Raw genomic sequence first — 18,142 nt, forward strand, 5'->3', positions numbered from 1 at the left:
AATGTTTTTACAAGAATAAGATTTTTGGTAATTTAATTACTTGTAAAAACAACGCTATAACTTGTAATAATTATAATGATTCTCTAAACGCTCTTGGCGAACTTCCGGTGTGGTTTTTGAAAAAATTAGAGAAATAGGCCAAATCTTCAAAACCCAGATCAAAAGCAATCTCTTTTATACTCAGCTTAGAGATCTGGAGTAAGCGCTTTGCTTCTAGTGTAATTCTGTTCTGAATGAGTATGTTAGCCGAGTTGTGGGTGTTCTTTTTGCAAAGGATATTCAGGTAGTTTGCTGTAATGTTGAGTTTATCGGCATAAAAGGATACTTTCTTGTTTTTCTTGTAATATTCATCTATCAGTTTAAGGTAATTGGCTATCAGAGGATGAGGCTTTAGCACTTCCTTTGCTGAATTAAGTTGCTCATTTTCGTGCCCGATAATGGAGCAGATGAGCCGCCAGCGAAGCAAAATGATATCCCATAAGCGTGTTTCTTTTTGTAATTCAAGATCGAGCTGATGGTACTCATATAGAAGCAAATGGAATGCCTGATTATTCAAATCAATAACTGCCGGAGATTTGAAGGGATACGAAGAAGAAAGATTAAGAGCATTGGGAAAGGTTTGAAATAGCTTTTCGCTAAACATCAATTGAAAACCACTGGTATTTTCTGCCAATTGCCAGTGGTGCACCTGTCCCGGCAGTAAAATGTGTAGCTGGCGGTCTTGTACAGTATAATCTACAAAATCGATATTGTGTATACCTTCACTCTTTTCGATTAAAAAGAATAAATAGAAATCATGTTTATGGGCAGTAGTAATGTGATTCTTCCCTTCTTTTACATGATTTAATAGATGAATATCATTCGGATCATTAGATTGAAAATTGCCTAAGCCTAAAGTCTGAAATTCCTGTACTGTATCCATTGTCTACCAAATTAGGGAATTTAGCAGAGATACACAATTCAGTAAGTTTTACCGGCAACTCAAAAAAGATCTGATGAATGCATCGATTGCCTTTATGCTCGATTCGGCTGGTGCTGCACCAACCGAAATATCTGCCTAATGCTGAATTAACTTTCGAACTTTTTTCTGATAGGACCAATAAAAAACAATCGGATAAACAAAAAGATTAAATATGGTATTGGTTACCAAGCCTCCAATAACTACAATAGCCAGCGGTTTTGAAGCTTCAGATCCGATTCCTGTAGAAAGCGCAGCCGGCATTAAGCCGATAGCCGCCATCATAGCAGTCATTAAAACTGGTCGGAAGCGACTTGCAATTCCGTCTCTCATCGCATCAGTAAAGGTCCAGCTGTGCTGATGTTTAAGTGCTGCAATATTGGTTTTAAATCGGGTTATAAGAATTACACCATTTTGAACACAAATTCCGAACAGGGCTATAAAACCTATGCCAGCCGAAATATTGAAGTTTACACCGGAAATTAATAGCGCCAGTATACCACCTACAATAGCAAATGGAACATTGTTTAATACCAATAGTGCATCTGTGATGTTGCCAAAAAGTACAAACAAAATGAAGAAAATAAGCAATAAACTAACCGGTACTGCCTGTGACAACCGACTGATTGCGCGTTGTTGATTTTCGAAATCTCCTGCCCACTCTAAAGTATAGCCTTTAGGCATTTTAACGGCTGCGTTCACCTTTTGCTGCGCTTCGGCAATCACACTCCCCATATCCCTTCCTCTAATGGAAAATTTAATGGCGCCATAGCGTTTATGTTTGTCACGGTAGATCATACTCGGCCCTGTAATTTTCCGAATACTGGAAATTTCTCCCAGTTGTACATTTGATCCGGATAGGGTAGGGATTCTCAATTTTCCGATTGCTGTTTCGTCATTCCTGAAATCCTCAGGATAACGGATAATTAAATCAAATTTCCGCTCTCCCTCATAAATCTGTGTAGCTGCTTTCCCACCGATTGCCATTTCAATTACAGCATTTGCATCGGCAGTGTTTACTCCGTAAAGTGCCATTTTTTTCTGATCAAGATTGATTTGAAGCTCGGGTTGACCAAGATTTCTCAATATTCCAAGATCTTCTATTCCTTGAACGCTTTTCAAAATACTTTCAATTTTTTCTTCTTCTTTCTCTATGTAATCGAAGTTCTCTCCGAACATTTTGACCACAATCGAACCTTTTACTCCGGAAACGGCTTCTTCCACATTATCAGAAATCGGCTGAGAAAAATTTAAACTTATACCTGGAAAAGTTTTGAGCTTTTCCTGCATCCTTTCGATTAGCTGTTCTTTGGTTTGCTTGCGTTTCCAGGCTTTGCGGGGATAAATGTCAACATGAAATTCCATGTTGTAAAATCCGGTCGCATCGGTGCCATCGTTAGGTCTTCCCGTTTGAGACATCACTTGCTTCACTTCATCAAAACCCATGAAAACCTTTCTGATGTCGTTAGATAGTTTCCTGGTTTCATCAAGCGAGATGCTTAACGGGCCAGTTGCACGTACATAAATGGAACCTTCGTCTAAACTTGGCAAAAATTCCGTTCCGAGAAATTTAAAACTGAAAGCACCAAATATGAGGATGATCATGGCTGTTCCAAATACCAGCCGCTTACGCTTAAAACAGACATCGTAAAACTTCAGGGTTACTTTGGTCATCCATTCCAGAAAGATATTATGCTTCTCCCGTACATTTTTTTTCAATAACACACTGGCCATTGCCGGTACAAGCGTGAAAGTTAAAATTAAAGCCCCCAACAGGGCAAAACTCAATGTCCAGGCCAGCGGAGAAAACATCTTTCCTTCAACCTTTTCGAAAGTAAAGATAGGCAGGAGACCTGTAATGATAATTAATTTGGCAAATAGAATTCCCTTTCCATTTTCTAAACAAGCTTTTTTAATGAAACCCAGTTTGCTCATGTTGTTAAAGCGCTCCATCCCCAGCTTTCTGGCTTTAAGATCGAGTGCCACAAAAATACCCTCTACCATGACCACAGCCCCGTCAATGATGATCCCGAAATCTATCGCGCCCATAGACAATAGATTGGCAGGCATTCCTTTTAATTTCAGGCAAATGAAGGCAAAAAGTAGTGCCAGGGGGATAATGATAGATACAATAAGCGTGGTTCGCCAATCGGCCATGAACAGGAATACAATAAGGGTAACGAAAAGAATTCCCTCCAGCATATTTCCCATTACGGTATGAACTGAATAGTTTACCAGATCTTCCCGGTCATAAAAGGGCTTGATTTTTACATCTCCAGGCAAGGTCTGTTCGTTAATTTCCTGGATTTTAGTTTTTAACCTGGCAATTACATCACTAGGATTTCCACCTTTTCGCATCACAACAATGCCTTCTACAACATCCGGATCCTGATCTCTACCTACCTGACCTAATCTTGGTAGAGCAGATTCTGCTACTTCAGCAATCGTTTTTACATATACAGGAGTACCATTGATGTTATCAACTACAATATTTCTGATCTCATCAATATTATTCAATACCCCAATTCCCCGAACTACATAAGCTTGTCCGCTTTGTTTAATCACATCTCCACCCACATTAATATTGCTTTTAGAAACAGCATCAAAAAGTTCGTTGGCACTTACTCCATACTGTATGGCTTTTTGTGGGTCTACAGTGATTTGATAGGTTTTAACCTCTCCGCCAAAACTCACTACATCAGCAATACCGGAAACAGAAAGTAATTCCCGTTGAATCACCCAATCCTGAAGGGTTTTTAATTCCCTGATAGATTTTTCATCGCTGCTTAGTGTATACCGGAAAATTTCACCTGTAGGTCCGTATGGAGGTTGTACCTCGGGCTGTATACCCTCAGGTAAATCTGCTTCATCCAAATGGTTATTAACCTGAACCCGGGCTTCTGCATAATTTACATCATCTTCAAAACTTACCTTCACAATCGAAAGCCCGAATAAAGAAGATGACCGGATGCTGCTGCGCTTTTCCGTTGGGTTCATGGCAATTTCCAACGGTCGGCTCACAAATTTTTCTACCTCTTCAGCACTCCTTCCGGGCCATTGGGTAATAATGGTAATGTTGGTATTTGTTACATCCGGAAAGGCATCAATGGTCGTCTGCTTAAAGCTTAAATATCCCGCCAGAATGAGAATAAACGTAGCAAAAAAGACGAAATATTTGTTTTTTAAGGCAAAGCCAATGATATTTTTAATGAATTTATTCATGGTGCATGGGGCTGAAGCGTGGGTTTTATTGAGATTTGAGGCTTTCGAAAAGAAAGACCTGTTTGGAAGCAATTACACAATCTCCGGCGTTTAAGCCTTTACTGATGTAAACCTTATCTGCTGTTTTTCGACCAATTTGAATCTCCTGAATCCGAACTTTACGGTCTGAACCTAACACCAGCACGTAGTTTTTATTGTCATCGAAAATAACAGCTCTCGAATTTAATACCGGGAGGCTGGTTCCTGAACTTGCAGAAACACTAACGGTTCCCAACATACCAGGTTTTAATAAGAAATCAGGATTGTTGATTACTACACGGGCATTCATAACCTTACTGTCCTGGTCAATCAAACTATAAAGTTTATCTATCTTACCCCGAAATGTTTTCTCAGGGTAGGAAAGTGTGGTTAAGTTTACCTCATCACCAGTTTTGATTCTGGAAATATCTGATTCATAAATATTAATCATGGCCCAAACTTTAGATAAGTCGGCAATGGTAAAAAGGCTTTTGTCGTTATCGCTGCGGAGTTGCATGTGATCGGTTACATTCTTTTCAATAACAAAACCATTGATGGGGGATTTTATGGCATATGAGCCATTTTTACTTCCGCCATTTAATTTTAGCACCGCATTAGACCTTTTTAATTCTGCCTTTTTGATGCGGAAATCGTTTTGCGCTTCTTCCAGTTCTTTGGCAGAGGATAATCCACTTTGATAGAGTTGCTCTGCTTGTTTTAATGCTCGGGCCGCATTGTTAAGCTCTGCATCGGCAGCAATTACTTCTTTATCAAAGCCTGCCATTTCTGCGCTTTGTACAGTTGCTAAAGTCTGACCACTGGATACCTGGTCACCCAATCGTACTCCAACACGGCTAATTACTCCGCTTACCATAGGGAAAAGCTCAGATCTCTTTTCTTCATTAGCTGTAATTTTTGCCGAAAATGTCAGGTTAGTTTTCCCCCTGGCTTGTTCAACAGTATCAATCAGGAGCCTGTTTAATAAAGAGTCGGTTAGGGTAAATTTTTCAGGTGCTGCCGGAGCAGGGTGATTGCTACAGGAAATTCCCAGGCCAATGAGAGAAATACCAATGATGCTTAATGTGTTTTTTTTTATGACTTGCATTTGGAGATTATTTAAAGATGTTAGCACCAGTTACATAATTGATTTCTGCTCTCGAACTCATTCGTTCAAAACCTATAGTATTTAGCTGAAGCGTATTTTCTTTGTATGCATCGTAGAGATCCAAAAATTCGATTAAACTGATGTTACGGGCTTTAAAGTTGGTGATGAGTCCGGTAATCAGTTTGTTAAAATCAGAATGAAAGCCGGGATCTATTTCCTGGAATCGTTTCTCATTTCGCAATGCTGTTAAATAGCTGTTATACACTTCGTTTGCCAATAAAAGTTCTTGTCTTTTGATATTGGTTTGTGCGGCATCTATGCCCAGCCTTGCTTTTCTGATTTCTCCCTGATTTCGGTTAAATAATGGAATAGGTATTTTAAGCCCCAGACCAGTATATTTTTCCGGATAGTTACCTTTTAAATCGTAACTCAGGGAAACTTCTACATCTGGAATGGCCATTGCCTTTTGCAGCCGCAGTTGTTGCTCATTGTATTGGAGTGTCTCCTGGGCCAGTTTCAAATCTGCGCGATTGTTTTTCGCAGAATCCAGCAGGTTGAGATAACTGAATTTGTTGATGGGTTGGCCTGATAATATGATATCAGAAAGCAAGGGTTGAATAACAGTTGTTGGCGGTATACCACAAAGTAATTTAAGGTCTCTGAGGTCATCCTCCACATCGTTTAGAAGAGAAGTAAGTTCTGATTTTAAGTTAATCACTAAAGATTTAATGCGTATAACCTCTTTTTGAGCAACGTTGCCTATTTGCAACTGGAGATTGTAGGCACTTAAAAGTTGCTGTGCGGCATCAATTTGTTTCTGGTAAACCTGCAGCGATTGCTGATTATAGTACGTTTTATAAAAACTGCGTTCAAGTTCGAATTTGAGTGCCCTGATCAAATCAAAATATTCCAGTTCAGCAAGCTTTATCCCTGTTTGAGCCAGTTTGATATTTTTATCTCTTTTTCCGGCAAGTTTAACCAGTTGTGAAATTGAGGTAGCAAACTGACCATAAGCAGAAGAAGTTTGAAGGAACTTCCTGGTTTCATGGTTGTAGAATAAATTTTCATATTCCAACTCTGGATTATCGAAAAGCTTTGCAGTAATTAAATCGGCCCTTGCCTGATCAATCTGGTAATTGCCCGCCAGCAGTTCATGGTTATTTTTTAAGAAAAGCTGTTCAGCCTGTTTTAAATCTAACTTTAATGTATCTGTTTGCGCCAGGGTAGAAGTGGAAATTGAGGTTAAACCAAGACATAACCACAAAGAAAATTTGCTCATGTGGCAAAGCTATTTCGACGAAATTAAAGGCGGATTAAATCGAAATTAAAAGCGGATTAAAGCTTTGGTAATGTGATGCTGATGGTACAACCAGATAGATCTGCATGGGTAACAGCTATAGTGCCGTTAAAAAGATCAATTATTTTATGTGCCATATACAGCCCCATGCCATCTCCCTGATGACCCGAATCCTTTGAGCGTGTATAAAAAGGTTTGAAAATTTCATCCAGCTCACTCTTTGGAATTCCTGGCCCCTGATCCTGAATTTGAATGATAAAATGATCATTGAAATCGCTTAGCGTACAGGTTACCTCCTGCTGATTAGAAAACTTAAACCCATTAGAGATGATATTATCCAACGCAATCTGAAGCAGTACCTGATTGCCTGAAATTATGGGGGCAATTTCTGCTGTAATACCATCAATTATTTGAACCTGAAGGTTTTCCTCCTTTTGCCAGTTGGCCTGGATGTTTAATAAAATGGAGTGAAGATTTACAGGATTCATTTGAGAACGGATCAGCTCCAGGTCCATTTTTGCCAGCGTTAGTAAACCTGTAATAATGTGTTCCATTCTGGAAGTATCTTCCAGCATTGTACCCAACACTTTTTGATAATCTTCTGGTGTTCTATTTTGGGTTAAGGCAAGCTCACCTGTCATCATTATGCGGGTTAAAGGTGTTCTTAGCTCATGAGAAGCATTAGCAACAAAGGTTTTTTGAAGAATAAACGCCTGCTCTAATTCTTCCATCAGTTGATTGAAGCTTTTGGCAATGAGGTTAATTTCATCCTTATTGTCTGTTTCTAATACCCTAAACTCCATATTTTTGGATCCCACTTTATTTACTTCAAGCATAAATTGATGAAGTGGTTTAAGCATTTTTTCGGCTATCCATCTGCTGAGTAGCAAAATAAACACCGAAATCAGCAAAAAAACGAAAACCATAATTTTAAGGAGTTTGTTTAGGCGATTATGAGAACCGCTGTCGTGTGCAGAAGCCAGTATTACAAAGTCTCCCTGATTATCTTTGTAATAAATACCTACTACCTGTCTTTCGCCTTCTGTATATTGTAAACGACCATTTTTACGAACTTTTTCAATGGTAGATTTAGTCCAGTATTGTGTTGTATCACCAATAAAGGTTGCCTTGTTTTTATAGTCGTAAATTCGGGTAACTTCGCCATTTAGTTTTTGCAGGTATTGGTGTCGAACATTGTTTAAAGCTTCTCTGCTGATTTCATCTGCTTCGAGATAAAGTTTGGCGGTAACCATGGTTCTATCCGTAAGCCGTTCAAAAAAGTCGGACTGTAAAAACTTCATAAAGATAAGATAGATCGTAAATAGCACGGCAAGCAGCATGGTGGTGCTGATTAAGGTAAAGTATAATGCAATGCGATCTTTTATCTTCATTATTTTAAAATATAACCCATATTAATTTTGGTGTGAATCAGTTTCCGTTCAAAGTCTTTGTCGATTTTCTTCCTCAGGAAATTCACATACACATCGATCACATTGGTTCCGGTATCAAAATGAATATCCCAGGCATGTTCTGCAATATATTGCCTGGTTAAAAGTCTGTTGGGATTACGAAGAAAAAGTTCGAGCAGGATAAATTCTTTGGCGCTCAGCTCGATGTTTTTTCCTGCTCTTGAAACCTCTTTGCTATAAGTATCTAAGCACAAATCTTCAAAACAGAGCAGATGCGTCGATGTGGCGATATTGGCTGGTTGTCTGCGAAGTAATGCGGCCACTCGTGCCAGCAACTCTTTGAGGTGGAAAGGCTTAACGAGATAGTCATCTGCCCCTGCGTCTAATCCGGTTACTTTATCATCTACCGTTCCCATTGCAGTAAGCATTAAAAGTGGGGTAGTGATCTGGCTGTCGCGAATATGCTTACAAAGCTGGATTCCATTTAATCCTGGCATCATAATATCAACAATGAAGATATCGAAGTTTTCATGGAGAAAAAGTTCCAGAGCAGCTATTCCATCATGAACGCCCACTACCTTGTATCCATTTTCGTTTAAGGCCGACTTTAAAAGCTCGGCGATTTTAAGATCATCTTCCGCGATTCCGATTTTGAGCATAGGTGCAAAAGTACGCAAAACCAATTAAAGGCTCTGTTCAACCCTTATCTGTTGAAATATAGGGTAACAAAATTGTATTAAGGTTATTATCGTGTTTGAAATTTATCCCGGTATTGCGTGGGGGTCATACCAACAGTTTTTCTAAAAACCTTTCTAAAAGCTTTGGGATCATTGTATCCTGAATTGTAAATTACCTCTGTCATTTGCTGACCGGTTTGTTCTAAAAGCTTCTTTGCAGCTTCGATACGAGTTTGCTGAAGATATTCTATTGGCGTTATGCCAATAACCTGTTTAAAACGACGTACAATATTTCTTCTGCTTGATGGAATATCTTTTATCATTTCTTCAATAGTGGCTACATCCTGATAGCAGCTTTCGATTTTCTCTTGTGCGGAAGCAACCAGGTCATCGTTATGGTGCCTGATCGGTTGAAAAGAACTAAAGTAAGCCTGGTTATTCCTGTCCATATCAATGGCGAATACTTTCGCTGCTTTAATGGCTATGTCTTTGCCACAATGGTTTTGTAAAAGGTATAGTAATAAGTGGAACGAGGAGGTTGCACCACCACTGGTATACAAGCGGCCATCCTGGGTTACCGTTTTATCGGCTTTGAGTTTAACATGCGGAAAGGCACTGGAAAAAGCATTGCTCGCATCCACATGGGTTGTTGCTACTTTGCCATCCAACAAACCTGTTGCACCCAATAAAAAAGCACCGGTACAAACGGTAGCAATCTCAGCTCCTTGCTGATATTGATGGGTGAGCCATGGAATGAAGGCTGCGTTTTGTGAGAGTGCGGTCCGGATATCATCAGTAGAAAATGCAGGAATAATAATCAGCTGGTAACTTTGATCATCTTTTAAAGATTGCATCGCATATCTGTTAAAGAAACCATCCGTATTGTCTTCTAAATTGATTAATTTGAGTTCGTAAGGTTTTTCTAAGCCCATTTCTGTTTGAAATCGATTCGCTGTATCAAAAACATCTAAAATGGCAGCAATGCTCAATAATTTATATTGCCTGGTAAGTAAAATACCTACGTTTTTCATATTTATTGGGTTAGAGTAGAAAGTAAATATAGGAAAAATGTCTTAAATACCCCCTAATATTGACTTTTCCGGCAACTGCTTGAGCGCTCCTTTCCCTGTAACTTTAAATTAATTAATCAACCAAGGAAAGACAATGAAAAAAGAACCAAAAAGTAGCAAGTTATATGGGACATTGGTATTGTATGAGATGCATACCGATTTCTTACTGAGAGCTTTAGATGGTATTGCTCAAACTGACGCTCAAAAAAGATTAGATACGAAAGCCAATCATATCGCCTGGATTACAGGAAGCATTGTGCAGGGGAGATTTTTTCTGGCAGAGTCGCTGGGTAAAAAAGTGCAATCTAAAACAGGAGATTTATTCGTGGATAATAAAGGGATTATCGATGAAGCAACCTACCCAACATTGGAAGCATTTAAAGAAGACTGGAATCTGATTTCACCCATTTTATTGGAAGTTCTGCAAAATGCAGATGAAGCACAATTGACAAGCAAGTTTGAGATGCCTGGAATGGACATGACTTACTTTGATATGATTTCATTTACAGCTTACCGCGAAGCCAACTGTATAGGCCAGGTTGCACTTTGGCGCAGGTTATTAGGATATCCGGGTATGAACTATATGTAAAAAAGATGGAAAATTTAATTAATGACTTAAGGTCGACCTTAGCAGCTTTTGAATCGACTTTTTTATCCTGCCCAAAAGAACAAATTAATGAAGTGCCTTTTCCCGGAAGCTGGACAGTAGGCCAGCTAGTGAAACACATGGCAATGGCAAATGATGGCTTTACAGATGTGTTTAATGGGCCAACAACCGAAACCAGCAGGCCGGCAGACCTGAATGCAACGCAAATAAAAACCATTTTAGAAGATCTGAATAACAAGATGAAATCTCCCGACTTCGTTTATCCAATTCTGAAGGATTATGATTACGATCGGCTGCGTACTGATCTCAAGGCTGTAGAAAATAAACTGACCAATACAGTTGGGAAATTGGATTGGACCAAAACGTGTACAGCCTTTGAATTGCCCGTTTTTGGTTACTTAACCCGCTTAGAGGTTATTTATTTTATCGTTTACCACACCAGGAGACATACTCATCAGCTGAATAAGATGATTGAACAGCTGAAGGACGCGAAAACAGAAACTGCATGAGAAACAGTGCTTTAGATTTGTTAAATGGCTTTGTAGGTAATTGGAAGACGGAGGGGACCCTACCAAATGGCACAATTATTCAAGGTTCGGATGCTTACGAATGGCTCGATGGTAACTTTTTTTTGCTCCATCATGTAAATGTGAGAATTGGTGATCGGATTTCTAAATCTATAGAGATTTTTCACTACGATGAGCTGGAAGATGTGTTCAGAGCTCAATCATTTGATAACGAGGGAAATATTTCTATTTCCGCTATGAAAATAGAGCATAATAAAATTAATATTGAAGCAGATGGTCTTCGATTTAAAGGTAAATTTAAGGATAATGAAATTGTAGGGGTATGGGAGCAGTACGAAAATAACTGCTGGAAGAAGTGGATGGATATCAGTCTTAGTAAACTGTAAAAATATGAGCGTTCAAAATAAACTTTCAGGTAAAGAACGGGTTGACACCTTTATGGATAACCTTGAGCATCCTTTTAAGGTTGAAGTGGCAAGGTTACGCTCAATTATTCTTCAGGCGGATGAAAAGCTAGCGGAACGTGTGAAATGGAATGCACCAAGTTTTTATTATCATAAGGATATGGCAGCCTTCAATCTTCGCGCAAAAGGGTATGTACAGCTCATTTTTATCTTTTATGAGGGTAATATGATCGAATCACCTTTATTATCAGGTAGTTGGAAAGATAGGCGGGAAGCGCGATTTTATAGCCTTGATGATATTGAAGTGCAAAAGGAAGCGCTTCAAAAGATAGTAACAGCGTGGATAAGTTTAGTGAATACAAATTAATAATAACCTTCCAACAGGAAGAAAAATAAAATAACAATGAAAGCAATAAATACATATTTGAATTTTAATGGTAACACCGAGGAAGCATTTAACTTCTATAAATCTGTTTTTGGTGGAGAGTTTTTAACCTTGCAACGTTTTAAGGATACACCAGGGTGCGGAGAAATGCCAGTCGCTGATCAGGATAAGATTATGCATGTTGCCCTGCCTGTGGGTGGTAACATTTTAATGGGAACAGATGTTATGCCGCCTATGCCTGCCGTTACTTATGGCACTGGAATATCTATTTGTATCGATGCAGAAAGTGAAACAGAAGCACAGCACTTATTTGGTGGACTTGCAGCAGGAGGAAGGGTTGAAATGCCTTTGGAAAAAATGTTTTGGGGTGCACTTTTTGGTATGATAACCGATAAATTTGATGTTCAATGGATGATTAATTATGAGTACGATCGTAAATAATTAAGCGCTAAGTTGTTGATAAAAAACATGATATCTTTATGTTTTTTGTTATTTTTAATCAGATAAACCTAAATTATAAAATATGAAAATCGCAGTTATTATTGTAAGAGTGCTTTTAGCAGCCATGTATTTATTTGCTTCGGTAAGTTATTTTGCAAACTATATGCCTGATCCACCCAAAATGACAGCAGACCAAACCACTTTTATGACAGGTGTTATGGCATCGGGATACTTAATGACACTAATCAAGGCTACCGAACTTGTGGCGGGTGTGTTGTTGTTAATCGGAAGAACTGCTCCACTGGCAGCACTAATCATTTTTCCGGTAACACTTAACATCTTTCTTTATCACGCCAGTTTAGCTCCGAAAGATTTGCCGATGGTTGGTGTGATGCTTTTATTCAATTTGTTCCTTTTTTACGCCTATCGCCATAAATATTTGCCAATTGTTTCGAAGTAGTTCAGTTTTCAGTTCTCAGTTGGCAGTTTTCAGTTGGCAGTTTTCAGTTAACAGTTTTCAGTTTGCGATTCAGGCGTCTAGTCAGTTAAACAATTGGACAGTTAAACAGTTCAGCAATTAAACAGTTTTCAGTTAACAGTTTTCAGTTTGCAATTCAGGCGTCTAGTCAGTTAAACAATTGGACAGTTAAACAACTCTTTACTTCCTGAAAAATCCAGGCGTACACTGCATCTGGCGTTTGAAGAAAATATTAAAATTAGCGGGGTATTCAAAACCCAGGCAATAAGCAATTTGGGCAATATTCCATTCAGTATGCTTCAATAAGGCAACGGCTTCTGTAGCAATTCTCCTGGAGATATGTTCAGAAGTCGTTTTTCCTGTTACTTCTTTTACCGCATGGTTCAAATGATTTACGTGTACGGATAGCCTGCCAGCGAAGTCGTGCGCAGTTTTAAGTGTTAAATTATGATCTGTGGAGCCTATTGGAAACTGCCTTTCCAATAGCTCAATGAATAATGAAGTTAAACGCACTGCAGCTGTGCTCGGTTTGGCAACCTGGTCTGAAGGCAGGATTTTTAACGCTTCATGAACCACAAGTTGTACATAATTGCGCAACAGGTCATATTTATGTACATACTCGCCATCCATTTCTTCCATCATTTTAGTAAAGAGTACGTCTAAGCATTGCTCCTGTGCTTTATTAATATCTATAATTGGATGATCGTTAATGCGGTATAAAAGCGATTCTCTCAAACTTTCATTACGCGAATGGATAAAATTATCGGTAAAAAGGCAAAAATAACCTGCTTGTTTTTCAGAAATACCTTCCCATGCATAGGGAATATTAGGATTAGTAAACAACAAAGCACGCTCTTTTACTTCGATACTTTTATCGGGGTAATGCAGGATTCCTGATCCGATAATGAGTGAAATCTTATAGAAATCTCTTCGGCTATAGGGGGAAGGGGTGATGGAGCAGTAGTTAGATCTTCTAAATACATTAAAATGTCCCATATCCTTAACCATGCTCAAGCTGGGCATAACCATTTCAGGGCGGTTAATTTTTAACCGGTTGTAGAAATCTTCAAGGGATTCACTTTTATTAACTGTATAAAGCTCTTGTTGCCTGGCTAACATGATTAAACCGAATTAGAAACAAATTTATAACTTAATGCTCATACCATCGTGCATTTCCTCGCTCGGTTCTGCAACTAATTTGTCACCTTCTTTCAAATCTCCGAATATTTCAACCTGATCATCAGTTTCCCTACCTTTTTTTATGGCTACTTTCTCTATTTTATCCCCGCTAACCTTCAGTACAAACAGGCCTTCGCTGGTATCAAGCGTTGCTTTTTTATTTACAATAAATGTGCTCGCATTAGCAGGTAAGGGTATATTAATTTCGGTTACCATACCCGGCAGTAATGTTTTACTGAGATTAGGAACATCCATTTCCACACGTTCTGAACGTAGACGAAGGTCTAATGCACCCGAAAGTCGTTTTACTTTGGCCTTGAAGGTTTGGCTGGGTAGCGATTTAACACTGAAGCTTACTTCATCTCCAGCTTTCAGGTAACCTGTATAAATTTCAGGGATAGAAACGGCCAAACGTAGATTGCGCTGATCCTGAAGAGTAAATAATGGCAATTCTGAACCTTTACCTGATGGCCCAACATAGGCACCTAAATTCACATTTCTGGCAGAAATGATGCCGCTAAAAGGTGCACGAATTTCCAGATAATTTTGAATTGCACCAACTTCTTTTAAAGCTGCCTTTGCAGCTTCAAATTGAGCCAAATCTGAGTTTCTTCGGGCCATAGCCTGATCTAAATCGTTTGTAGAAATGGTTCCGGGAGTTTTACTGGTTTCGTATAATCGATTATAGTTAGCCTTGCTTGCAGTGTAAAGTGCTTCCTGTGATTTTAGACGGGATCTTGCAGCAGCCATTTGAGAACTCAGTTCTGGAGCTTCCAAAGTCATTAACAACTGCCCTTTTTTTACTTCAGAACCGATATCTACTTTCAGGGTTTGAACAAAACTACTTACTTTGGCATATAAATCTACCTGTTGCAAGGCAATCAATTCGCCAGGTAAGTTTAAAGCAGTTGAAAGCTTATCTTTTTTAAGATTAAAGGTGCTTATCACTGTCTTTTTTTCTTTTGCTGGTTCTGCTTTACTTTCGGCACTACCACATCCATATAAACTGGTTAATGCCAATATGCCAGTGCTGATTATGGAGATGTGAAATATGTTTGTTTTCATTCCTGATGATCGTTTATTTATTTTCTTTTAAACCTTTTATATAGTGTGTGCTTTCTTCATCTTCCGGATCTAACGAGATAGATGTTGTGGAGACTTTACCCTGAACCCATGCAAAAACGAGTGGAAGGATAATTAATACGGCAAAAGTTGATGCCACTAAACCTCCAATTACCGCTCTGCCCAGCGGAGAGACCTGATCGCCGCCTTCTCCATGTCCAATCGCCATAGGTAACATACCCATCACCATGGCCACACTGGTCATAATAATTGGGCGCAACCTGAGTGCTGCAGCTTCCCTTGCAGAGGCTAAAGCATCTCCATTATTTTTTCTCAGTTGCTCTGCGTTGGTAATCAGCAACACAGCATTGGCTATTGAAACCCCGACAGACATGATAATTCCCATGTAAGATTGAAGATTGAGTGTAGAGCCTGTTAGAGTAAGCAAAAGCAGTGATCCCAATACAACGGCTGGTACAGTTGCTAAAATAACCAATGGAACTTTAAAGGATTGGAAATTAGCCGAGAGCATTAAAAATATGACAACAATTGCCACAAATAAGCCAGATTGCAAACTGTCCAGGGTTTCTGTGAGCACTTTGCTTAAGCCAATTGGACTAATGATTAATCCTCTCGGTAGTTCACCCACATCTTTAATGGCTTTATTCACATCTTTAGTGGCAGTTCCCAGATCAGTATGATATAGGTGTGCCGTAACTGATAAATAAGGGGTTGCCCCAAGGTTATCATTTTCGCCATAAGTGGTATCTGCATCAATAGTAGCAACATCACTCAACACCGGTCGGGTTGCATTTCTTAATAGTGGAATTTCGCCAATATCATCCTTACTGTGCATTTGATTTAAAGGAACCTGTACCTGAACGTTATAGGTAAGCCCTATTTTTTCATCTAACCAAACATTTTTATCCGTATAACGTGATGAAGAGGTAGAAGCCACCAATGATTTGGCTATGTCGCTCATGTCTACGCCTAATTGCGCTGCCCTGGTTCTGTCAATATTAATATTAAGTGATGGATATTTTATGGGTTGCGCAATCTGAACATCACGCATGTACGGGATTTCCTTTAATTCAGACAAGATTTTATTCGCATATTTTTCGTTTAGCTTTTTATTCTTTCCGGTAATCCTAACCTCCATGGGAGTGGGGGAACCCTGGCTTAAAACCTTTTCTGTAAGTTCAATTGGCTCGAATGAAAGTTTAACCTCCGGCATCATCTCTTTGATTCGGGCCCTGAGTTTATCTTTAAATTCGTCCATATCTACGTGGTAATCTTTCAAACTTACCTGAAAAACAGCTTCATGCGGCCCACCCATAAAGAGATAGATAGGGTTAACGGAGAAGAGTGCCGGATGCTGACCTACATAAACTGAGGAAATAGAAAGATGCCCTGTACCAACCATGTTTTTTAGTTCGGCAAGCACTTTATTGGCTTTCTCTTCAGTACGTTCTAAACGCGTTCCATCGGGTGCACGCATGCGGAGCTGGAATTGGCTGGAATTCACTTTAGGTAATACATCTCTCCCGATATTGGCCAGAAGTAATGCTGCGGCAGCAATAACCAACACGAGATACATCAATACAACAGATTTTCGATGAGGTAGGATTCGATCAATGAACCGCATAAAGCGATTTCTGAAGCGCTCGAAATAGGAAATCTTGCCATCGTTATTGAAATCTTCCCGCTCAACCAGTATTTTCTTCTGATTTAAAGTATCTCTTTCGCTTTCAAGTGGCAAGCCGGTAGCCACAAAATCGGCCTCATCCTGTGTAATTCCGGGGTGCTGGGATGCTCCTTTCTTTGGATGGGCGATCATCAGCCAGTTGGCCATAATAGGCACGAAAGTTTGAGATAAGAAAAAAGAAACAATCATGGAGAAACCAATGGCAAGTGCCAATGGTAAAAATAAAGCTCCCGGAATGCCCGACATGGTAAATGCCTGTGCAAATACCGCCAGTATACAAAACAGGATCAATAATTTAGGAAATGCAATTTCTTTACAGGCATCCCAAATGGCCAGCGCTTTGGGTTTACCCATGTCAAAATGTTGATGGATATTCTCAATCGTCACTGTTGATTCATCTACTAAAATACCAATAGCTAATGCTAAACCACTCAATGACATGATGTTGATCGTTTGTTCGAAGAGTTTGAGGAATAAAACACCCGCAATAATAGAAGTAGGAATAGTTAAAATTACGATGAGCGCCGCGCGTTTGTCGCCTAAAAAAAGCAAAACCATTAAACCTGTAAGAATTGCTCCGATGGCACCTTCGCTGATCAAACTTTTTACTGCATTAATGACGTAAACCGACTGGTCAAATTCATAAGATAGCTTAACATCTTCTGGAAGCGTATTCTGAATGGCGGGCAAATTCTCTTTTAATTTTTTAACCACATCCCAGGTGGATGCATCACCCGATTTGGCAATGCTTAGATAAACAGAACGTTTGCCATTTATTAAAGCATAACCGGCCGTTAAATCAGCTCCGTCTTTAACGGTTGCCACATCCCTCAATAGAAGATTTTGCACACCTCCTTTAAACAGTGGGATGGTTTCAAAGTCCTTTATTTTTTTAATGGTGTAATTGGTAGGGGTAATGTAGTTTTTGTCGCCAATCCTGACATTTCCTGATGGCGCAGTTTGATTATTTAACCGGATTGCCTCAACCACCTGGTCTACAGTAAGATTATGAGACCTTAAGAGTGTTGGGTCTACATTAATCTCAATGGTACGGGGACTTCCCCCAAAAGGTGCCGGGGCTAACAATCCTGGAATAGCTGTAAATGACGAACGTACGTAGGTGTTGGCCATATCTTGCAACTCATTATTGGTTCTTACAGGGCTACTCAGTACGAGCTGTCCGATAGGAAGTGAAGAGGCATCGAAGCGGATAATGAAAGGAGGTTGTGAACCCGGCGGAAATATGGCCTGTGCCCTGTTGGAGAGTGCACTAAGCTCTGAGGCTGCCTGGGCCATATTGGTTCCTTCGTAATAGGTAAGTTTCATAAGCATTAAACCCTGGGTATTTTTGGTTTCAATGCTTTTAATCCCATTAGCAAAAAGCAAGATATTGATGTATTGTTTGCCAAAATAAGCCTCCATTTGGGTTGGCGTGTAACCACCAAAAGGATGTGCAATATAAATCACCGGCAAATTCATTTGCGGCAAAATATCAACCTTAATCTGCTTGATGGCACCAATACCGAAAAAGAATAATCCTGCAACTAATACGAGGATGGAAATGGGTTTGCGAAGTGCGAAACGTATTAAGTTCATTT

General features: G+C 39.4%; 16 protein-coding genes. 6 read left to right on the forward strand and 10 right to left on the reverse strand.

Going from position 1 to position 18,142, the window contains the following annotated elements:
- Positions 1-70: 70 nt before the first annotated feature.
- From ACQY77_RS21445 to ACQY77_RS21475, 7 genes are all read right to left on the reverse strand, one after another.
- On the reverse strand, positions 71-922 hold the full coding sequence (locus ACQY77_RS21445; RefSeq protein ID WP_421940273.1) for a helix-turn-helix domain-containing protein: 852 nt from the start codon (positions 920-922) through the stop codon (positions 71-73).
- Between the two features lie 135 nt (positions 923-1,057).
- A complete protein-coding gene (locus ACQY77_RS21450; RefSeq protein ID WP_421940272.1) occupies positions 1,058-4,180 on the reverse strand; it encodes an efflux RND transporter permease subunit in 3,123 nt (1,040 codons plus the stop codon).
- Positions 4,181-4,205: 25 nt separating this feature from the next.
- The gene (locus ACQY77_RS21455) at positions 4,206-5,303 is read right to left on the reverse strand and encodes an efflux RND transporter periplasmic adaptor subunit (RefSeq protein ID WP_421940271.1); all 1,098 of its coding nucleotides are present in this window, start codon (positions 5,301-5,303) and stop codon (positions 4,206-4,208) included.
- A 7-nt stretch (positions 5,304-5,310) separates the two neighbouring features.
- Positions 5,311-6,582 (reverse strand): TolC family protein, encoded by a 1,272-nt coding sequence (locus ACQY77_RS21460; protein WP_421940270.1) that lies wholly within the window; start codon positions 6,580-6,582, stop codon positions 5,311-5,313.
- Positions 6,583-6,638: 56 nt separating this feature from the next.
- On the reverse strand, positions 6,639-7,991 hold the full coding sequence (locus ACQY77_RS21465; protein ID WP_421940269.1) for an ATP-binding protein: 1,353 nt from the start codon (positions 7,989-7,991) through the stop codon (positions 6,639-6,641).
- The gene (locus ACQY77_RS21470; RefSeq protein ID WP_421942404.1) at positions 7,991-8,668 is read right to left on the reverse strand and encodes a response regulator transcription factor; all 678 of its coding nucleotides are present in this window, start codon (positions 8,666-8,668) and stop codon (positions 7,991-7,993) included. The genes ACQY77_RS21465 and ACQY77_RS21470 overlap by 1 nt, the downstream gene beginning before the upstream one ends.
- 86 nt (positions 8,669-8,754) lie before the next feature.
- Complete coding sequence (locus ACQY77_RS21475) at positions 8,755-9,717, reverse strand: GlxA family transcriptional regulator (protein WP_421940268.1); 963 nt, start codon at positions 9,715-9,717, stop codon at positions 8,755-8,757.
- 133 nt (positions 9,718-9,850) lie between these two features.
- Between ACQY77_RS21475 and ACQY77_RS21480 the strand changes: the two genes are divergently transcribed.
- The 6 genes from ACQY77_RS21480 (at position 9,851) to ACQY77_RS21505 (ending at position 12,580) form a co-directional block, all read left to right on the forward strand.
- The gene (locus ACQY77_RS21480; RefSeq protein WP_421940267.1) at positions 9,851-10,345 is read left to right on the forward strand and encodes a DinB family protein; all 495 of its coding nucleotides are present in this window, start codon (positions 9,851-9,853) and stop codon (positions 10,343-10,345) included.
- 5 nt (positions 10,346-10,350) lie between these two features.
- Positions 10,351-10,872, forward strand: a complete 522-nt coding sequence (locus ACQY77_RS21485; RefSeq protein WP_421940266.1) for a DinB family protein — start codon at positions 10,351-10,353, stop codon at positions 10,870-10,872.
- Positions 10,869-11,276 (forward strand): hypothetical protein, encoded by a 408-nt coding sequence (locus tag ACQY77_RS21490; protein WP_421940265.1) that lies wholly within the window; start codon positions 10,869-10,871, stop codon positions 11,274-11,276. The genes ACQY77_RS21485 and ACQY77_RS21490 overlap by 4 nt, the downstream gene beginning before the upstream one ends.
- A 4-nt stretch (positions 11,277-11,280) precedes the next feature.
- On the forward strand, positions 11,281-11,661 hold the full coding sequence (locus tag ACQY77_RS21495) for a DUF1801 domain-containing protein (protein WP_421940264.1): 381 nt from the start codon (positions 11,281-11,283) through the stop codon (positions 11,659-11,661).
- A gap of 36 nt (positions 11,662-11,697) precedes the next feature.
- Positions 11,698-12,120, forward strand: coding sequence for a VOC family protein (locus ACQY77_RS21500; RefSeq protein ID WP_421940263.1), 423 nt, complete (start codon positions 11,698-11,700; stop codon positions 12,118-12,120).
- Between the two features lie 82 nt (positions 12,121-12,202).
- Positions 12,203-12,580: a DoxX family membrane protein gene (locus ACQY77_RS21505; RefSeq protein WP_421940262.1), complete on the forward strand. Its 378-nt coding sequence runs from the start codon at positions 12,203-12,205 to the stop codon at positions 12,578-12,580.
- 198 nt (positions 12,581-12,778) lie between these two features.
- On the opposite strand, the gene ACQY77_RS21510 is transcribed toward ACQY77_RS21505, so the two are convergent.
- Genes ACQY77_RS21510 through ACQY77_RS21520 form a run of 3 tightly spaced genes read right to left on the reverse strand, consistent with a single transcriptional unit; the run spans position 12,779 to position 18,140 of the window.
- Entirely contained in the window at positions 12,779-13,717 is a 939-nt protein-coding gene (locus ACQY77_RS21510; RefSeq protein WP_421940261.1) for a helix-turn-helix domain-containing protein, read from the reverse strand.
- 24 nt (positions 13,718-13,741) lie between these two features.
- On the reverse strand, positions 13,742-14,842 hold the full coding sequence (locus ACQY77_RS21515; RefSeq protein WP_421940260.1) for an efflux RND transporter periplasmic adaptor subunit: 1,101 nt from the start codon (positions 14,840-14,842) through the stop codon (positions 13,742-13,744).
- 13 nt (positions 14,843-14,855) lie between these two features.
- Positions 14,856-18,140: an efflux RND transporter permease subunit gene (locus ACQY77_RS21520; RefSeq protein WP_421940259.1), complete on the reverse strand. Its 3,285-nt coding sequence runs from the start codon at positions 18,138-18,140 to the stop codon at positions 14,856-14,858.
- Positions 18,141-18,142: the final 2 nt, after the last annotated feature.

It is taken from the genome of Pedobacter sp., assembly GCF_965279535.1.
Classification (GTDB): domain Bacteria; phylum Bacteroidota; class Bacteroidia; order Sphingobacteriales; family Sphingobacteriaceae; genus Pedobacter.

Coding starts and splice junctions, on each gene's coding strand:
- ACQY77_RS21515 (WP_421940260.1), bottom strand. CDS start 14,842: ATGAAAACAAACATATTTCACATCTCCATAATCAGCACTGGCATATTG.
- ACQY77_RS21495 (WP_421940264.1), top strand. CDS start 11,281: ATGAGCGTTCAAAATAAACTTTCAGGTAAAGAACGGGTTGACACCTTT.
- ACQY77_RS21480 (WP_421940267.1), top strand. CDS start 9,851: ATGAAAAAAGAACCAAAAAGTAGCAAGTTATATGGGACATTGGTATTG.
- ACQY77_RS21475 (WP_421940268.1), bottom strand. CDS start 9,717: ATGAAAAACGTAGGTATTTTACTTACCAGGCAATATAAATTATTGAGC.
- ACQY77_RS21455 (WP_421940271.1), bottom strand. CDS start 5,303: ATGCAAGTCATAAAAAAAAACACATTAAGCATCATTGGTATTTCTCTC.
- ACQY77_RS21520 (WP_421940259.1), bottom strand. CDS start 18,140: ATGAACTTAATACGTTTCGCACTTCGCAAACCCATTTCCATCCTCGTA.
- ACQY77_RS21460 (WP_421940270.1), bottom strand. CDS start 6,582: ATGAGCAAATTTTCTTTGTGGTTATGTCTTGGTTTAACCTCAATTTCC.
- ACQY77_RS21510 (WP_421940261.1), bottom strand. CDS start 13,717: ATGTTAGCCAGGCAACAAGAGCTTTATACAGTTAATAAAAGTGAATCC.
- ACQY77_RS21500 (WP_421940263.1), top strand. CDS start 11,698: ATGAAAGCAATAAATACATATTTGAATTTTAATGGTAACACCGAGGAA.
- ACQY77_RS21450 (WP_421940272.1), bottom strand. CDS start 4,180: ATGAATAAATTCATTAAAAATATCATTGGCTTTGCCTTAAAAAACAAA.
- ACQY77_RS21485 (WP_421940266.1), top strand. CDS start 10,351: ATGGAAAATTTAATTAATGACTTAAGGTCGACCTTAGCAGCTTTTGAA.
- ACQY77_RS21505 (WP_421940262.1), top strand. CDS start 12,203: ATGAAAATCGCAGTTATTATTGTAAGAGTGCTTTTAGCAGCCATGTAT.
- ACQY77_RS21490 (WP_421940265.1), top strand. CDS start 10,869: ATGAGAAACAGTGCTTTAGATTTGTTAAATGGCTTTGTAGGTAATTGG.
- ACQY77_RS21470 (WP_421942404.1), bottom strand. CDS start 8,668: ATGCTCAAAATCGGAATCGCGGAAGATGATCTTAAAATCGCCGAGCTT.
- ACQY77_RS21445 (WP_421940273.1), bottom strand. CDS start 922: ATGGATACAGTACAGGAATTTCAGACTTTAGGCTTAGGCAATTTTCAA.
- ACQY77_RS21465 (WP_421940269.1), bottom strand. CDS start 7,991: ATGAAGATAAAAGATCGCATTGCATTATACTTTACCTTAATCAGCACC.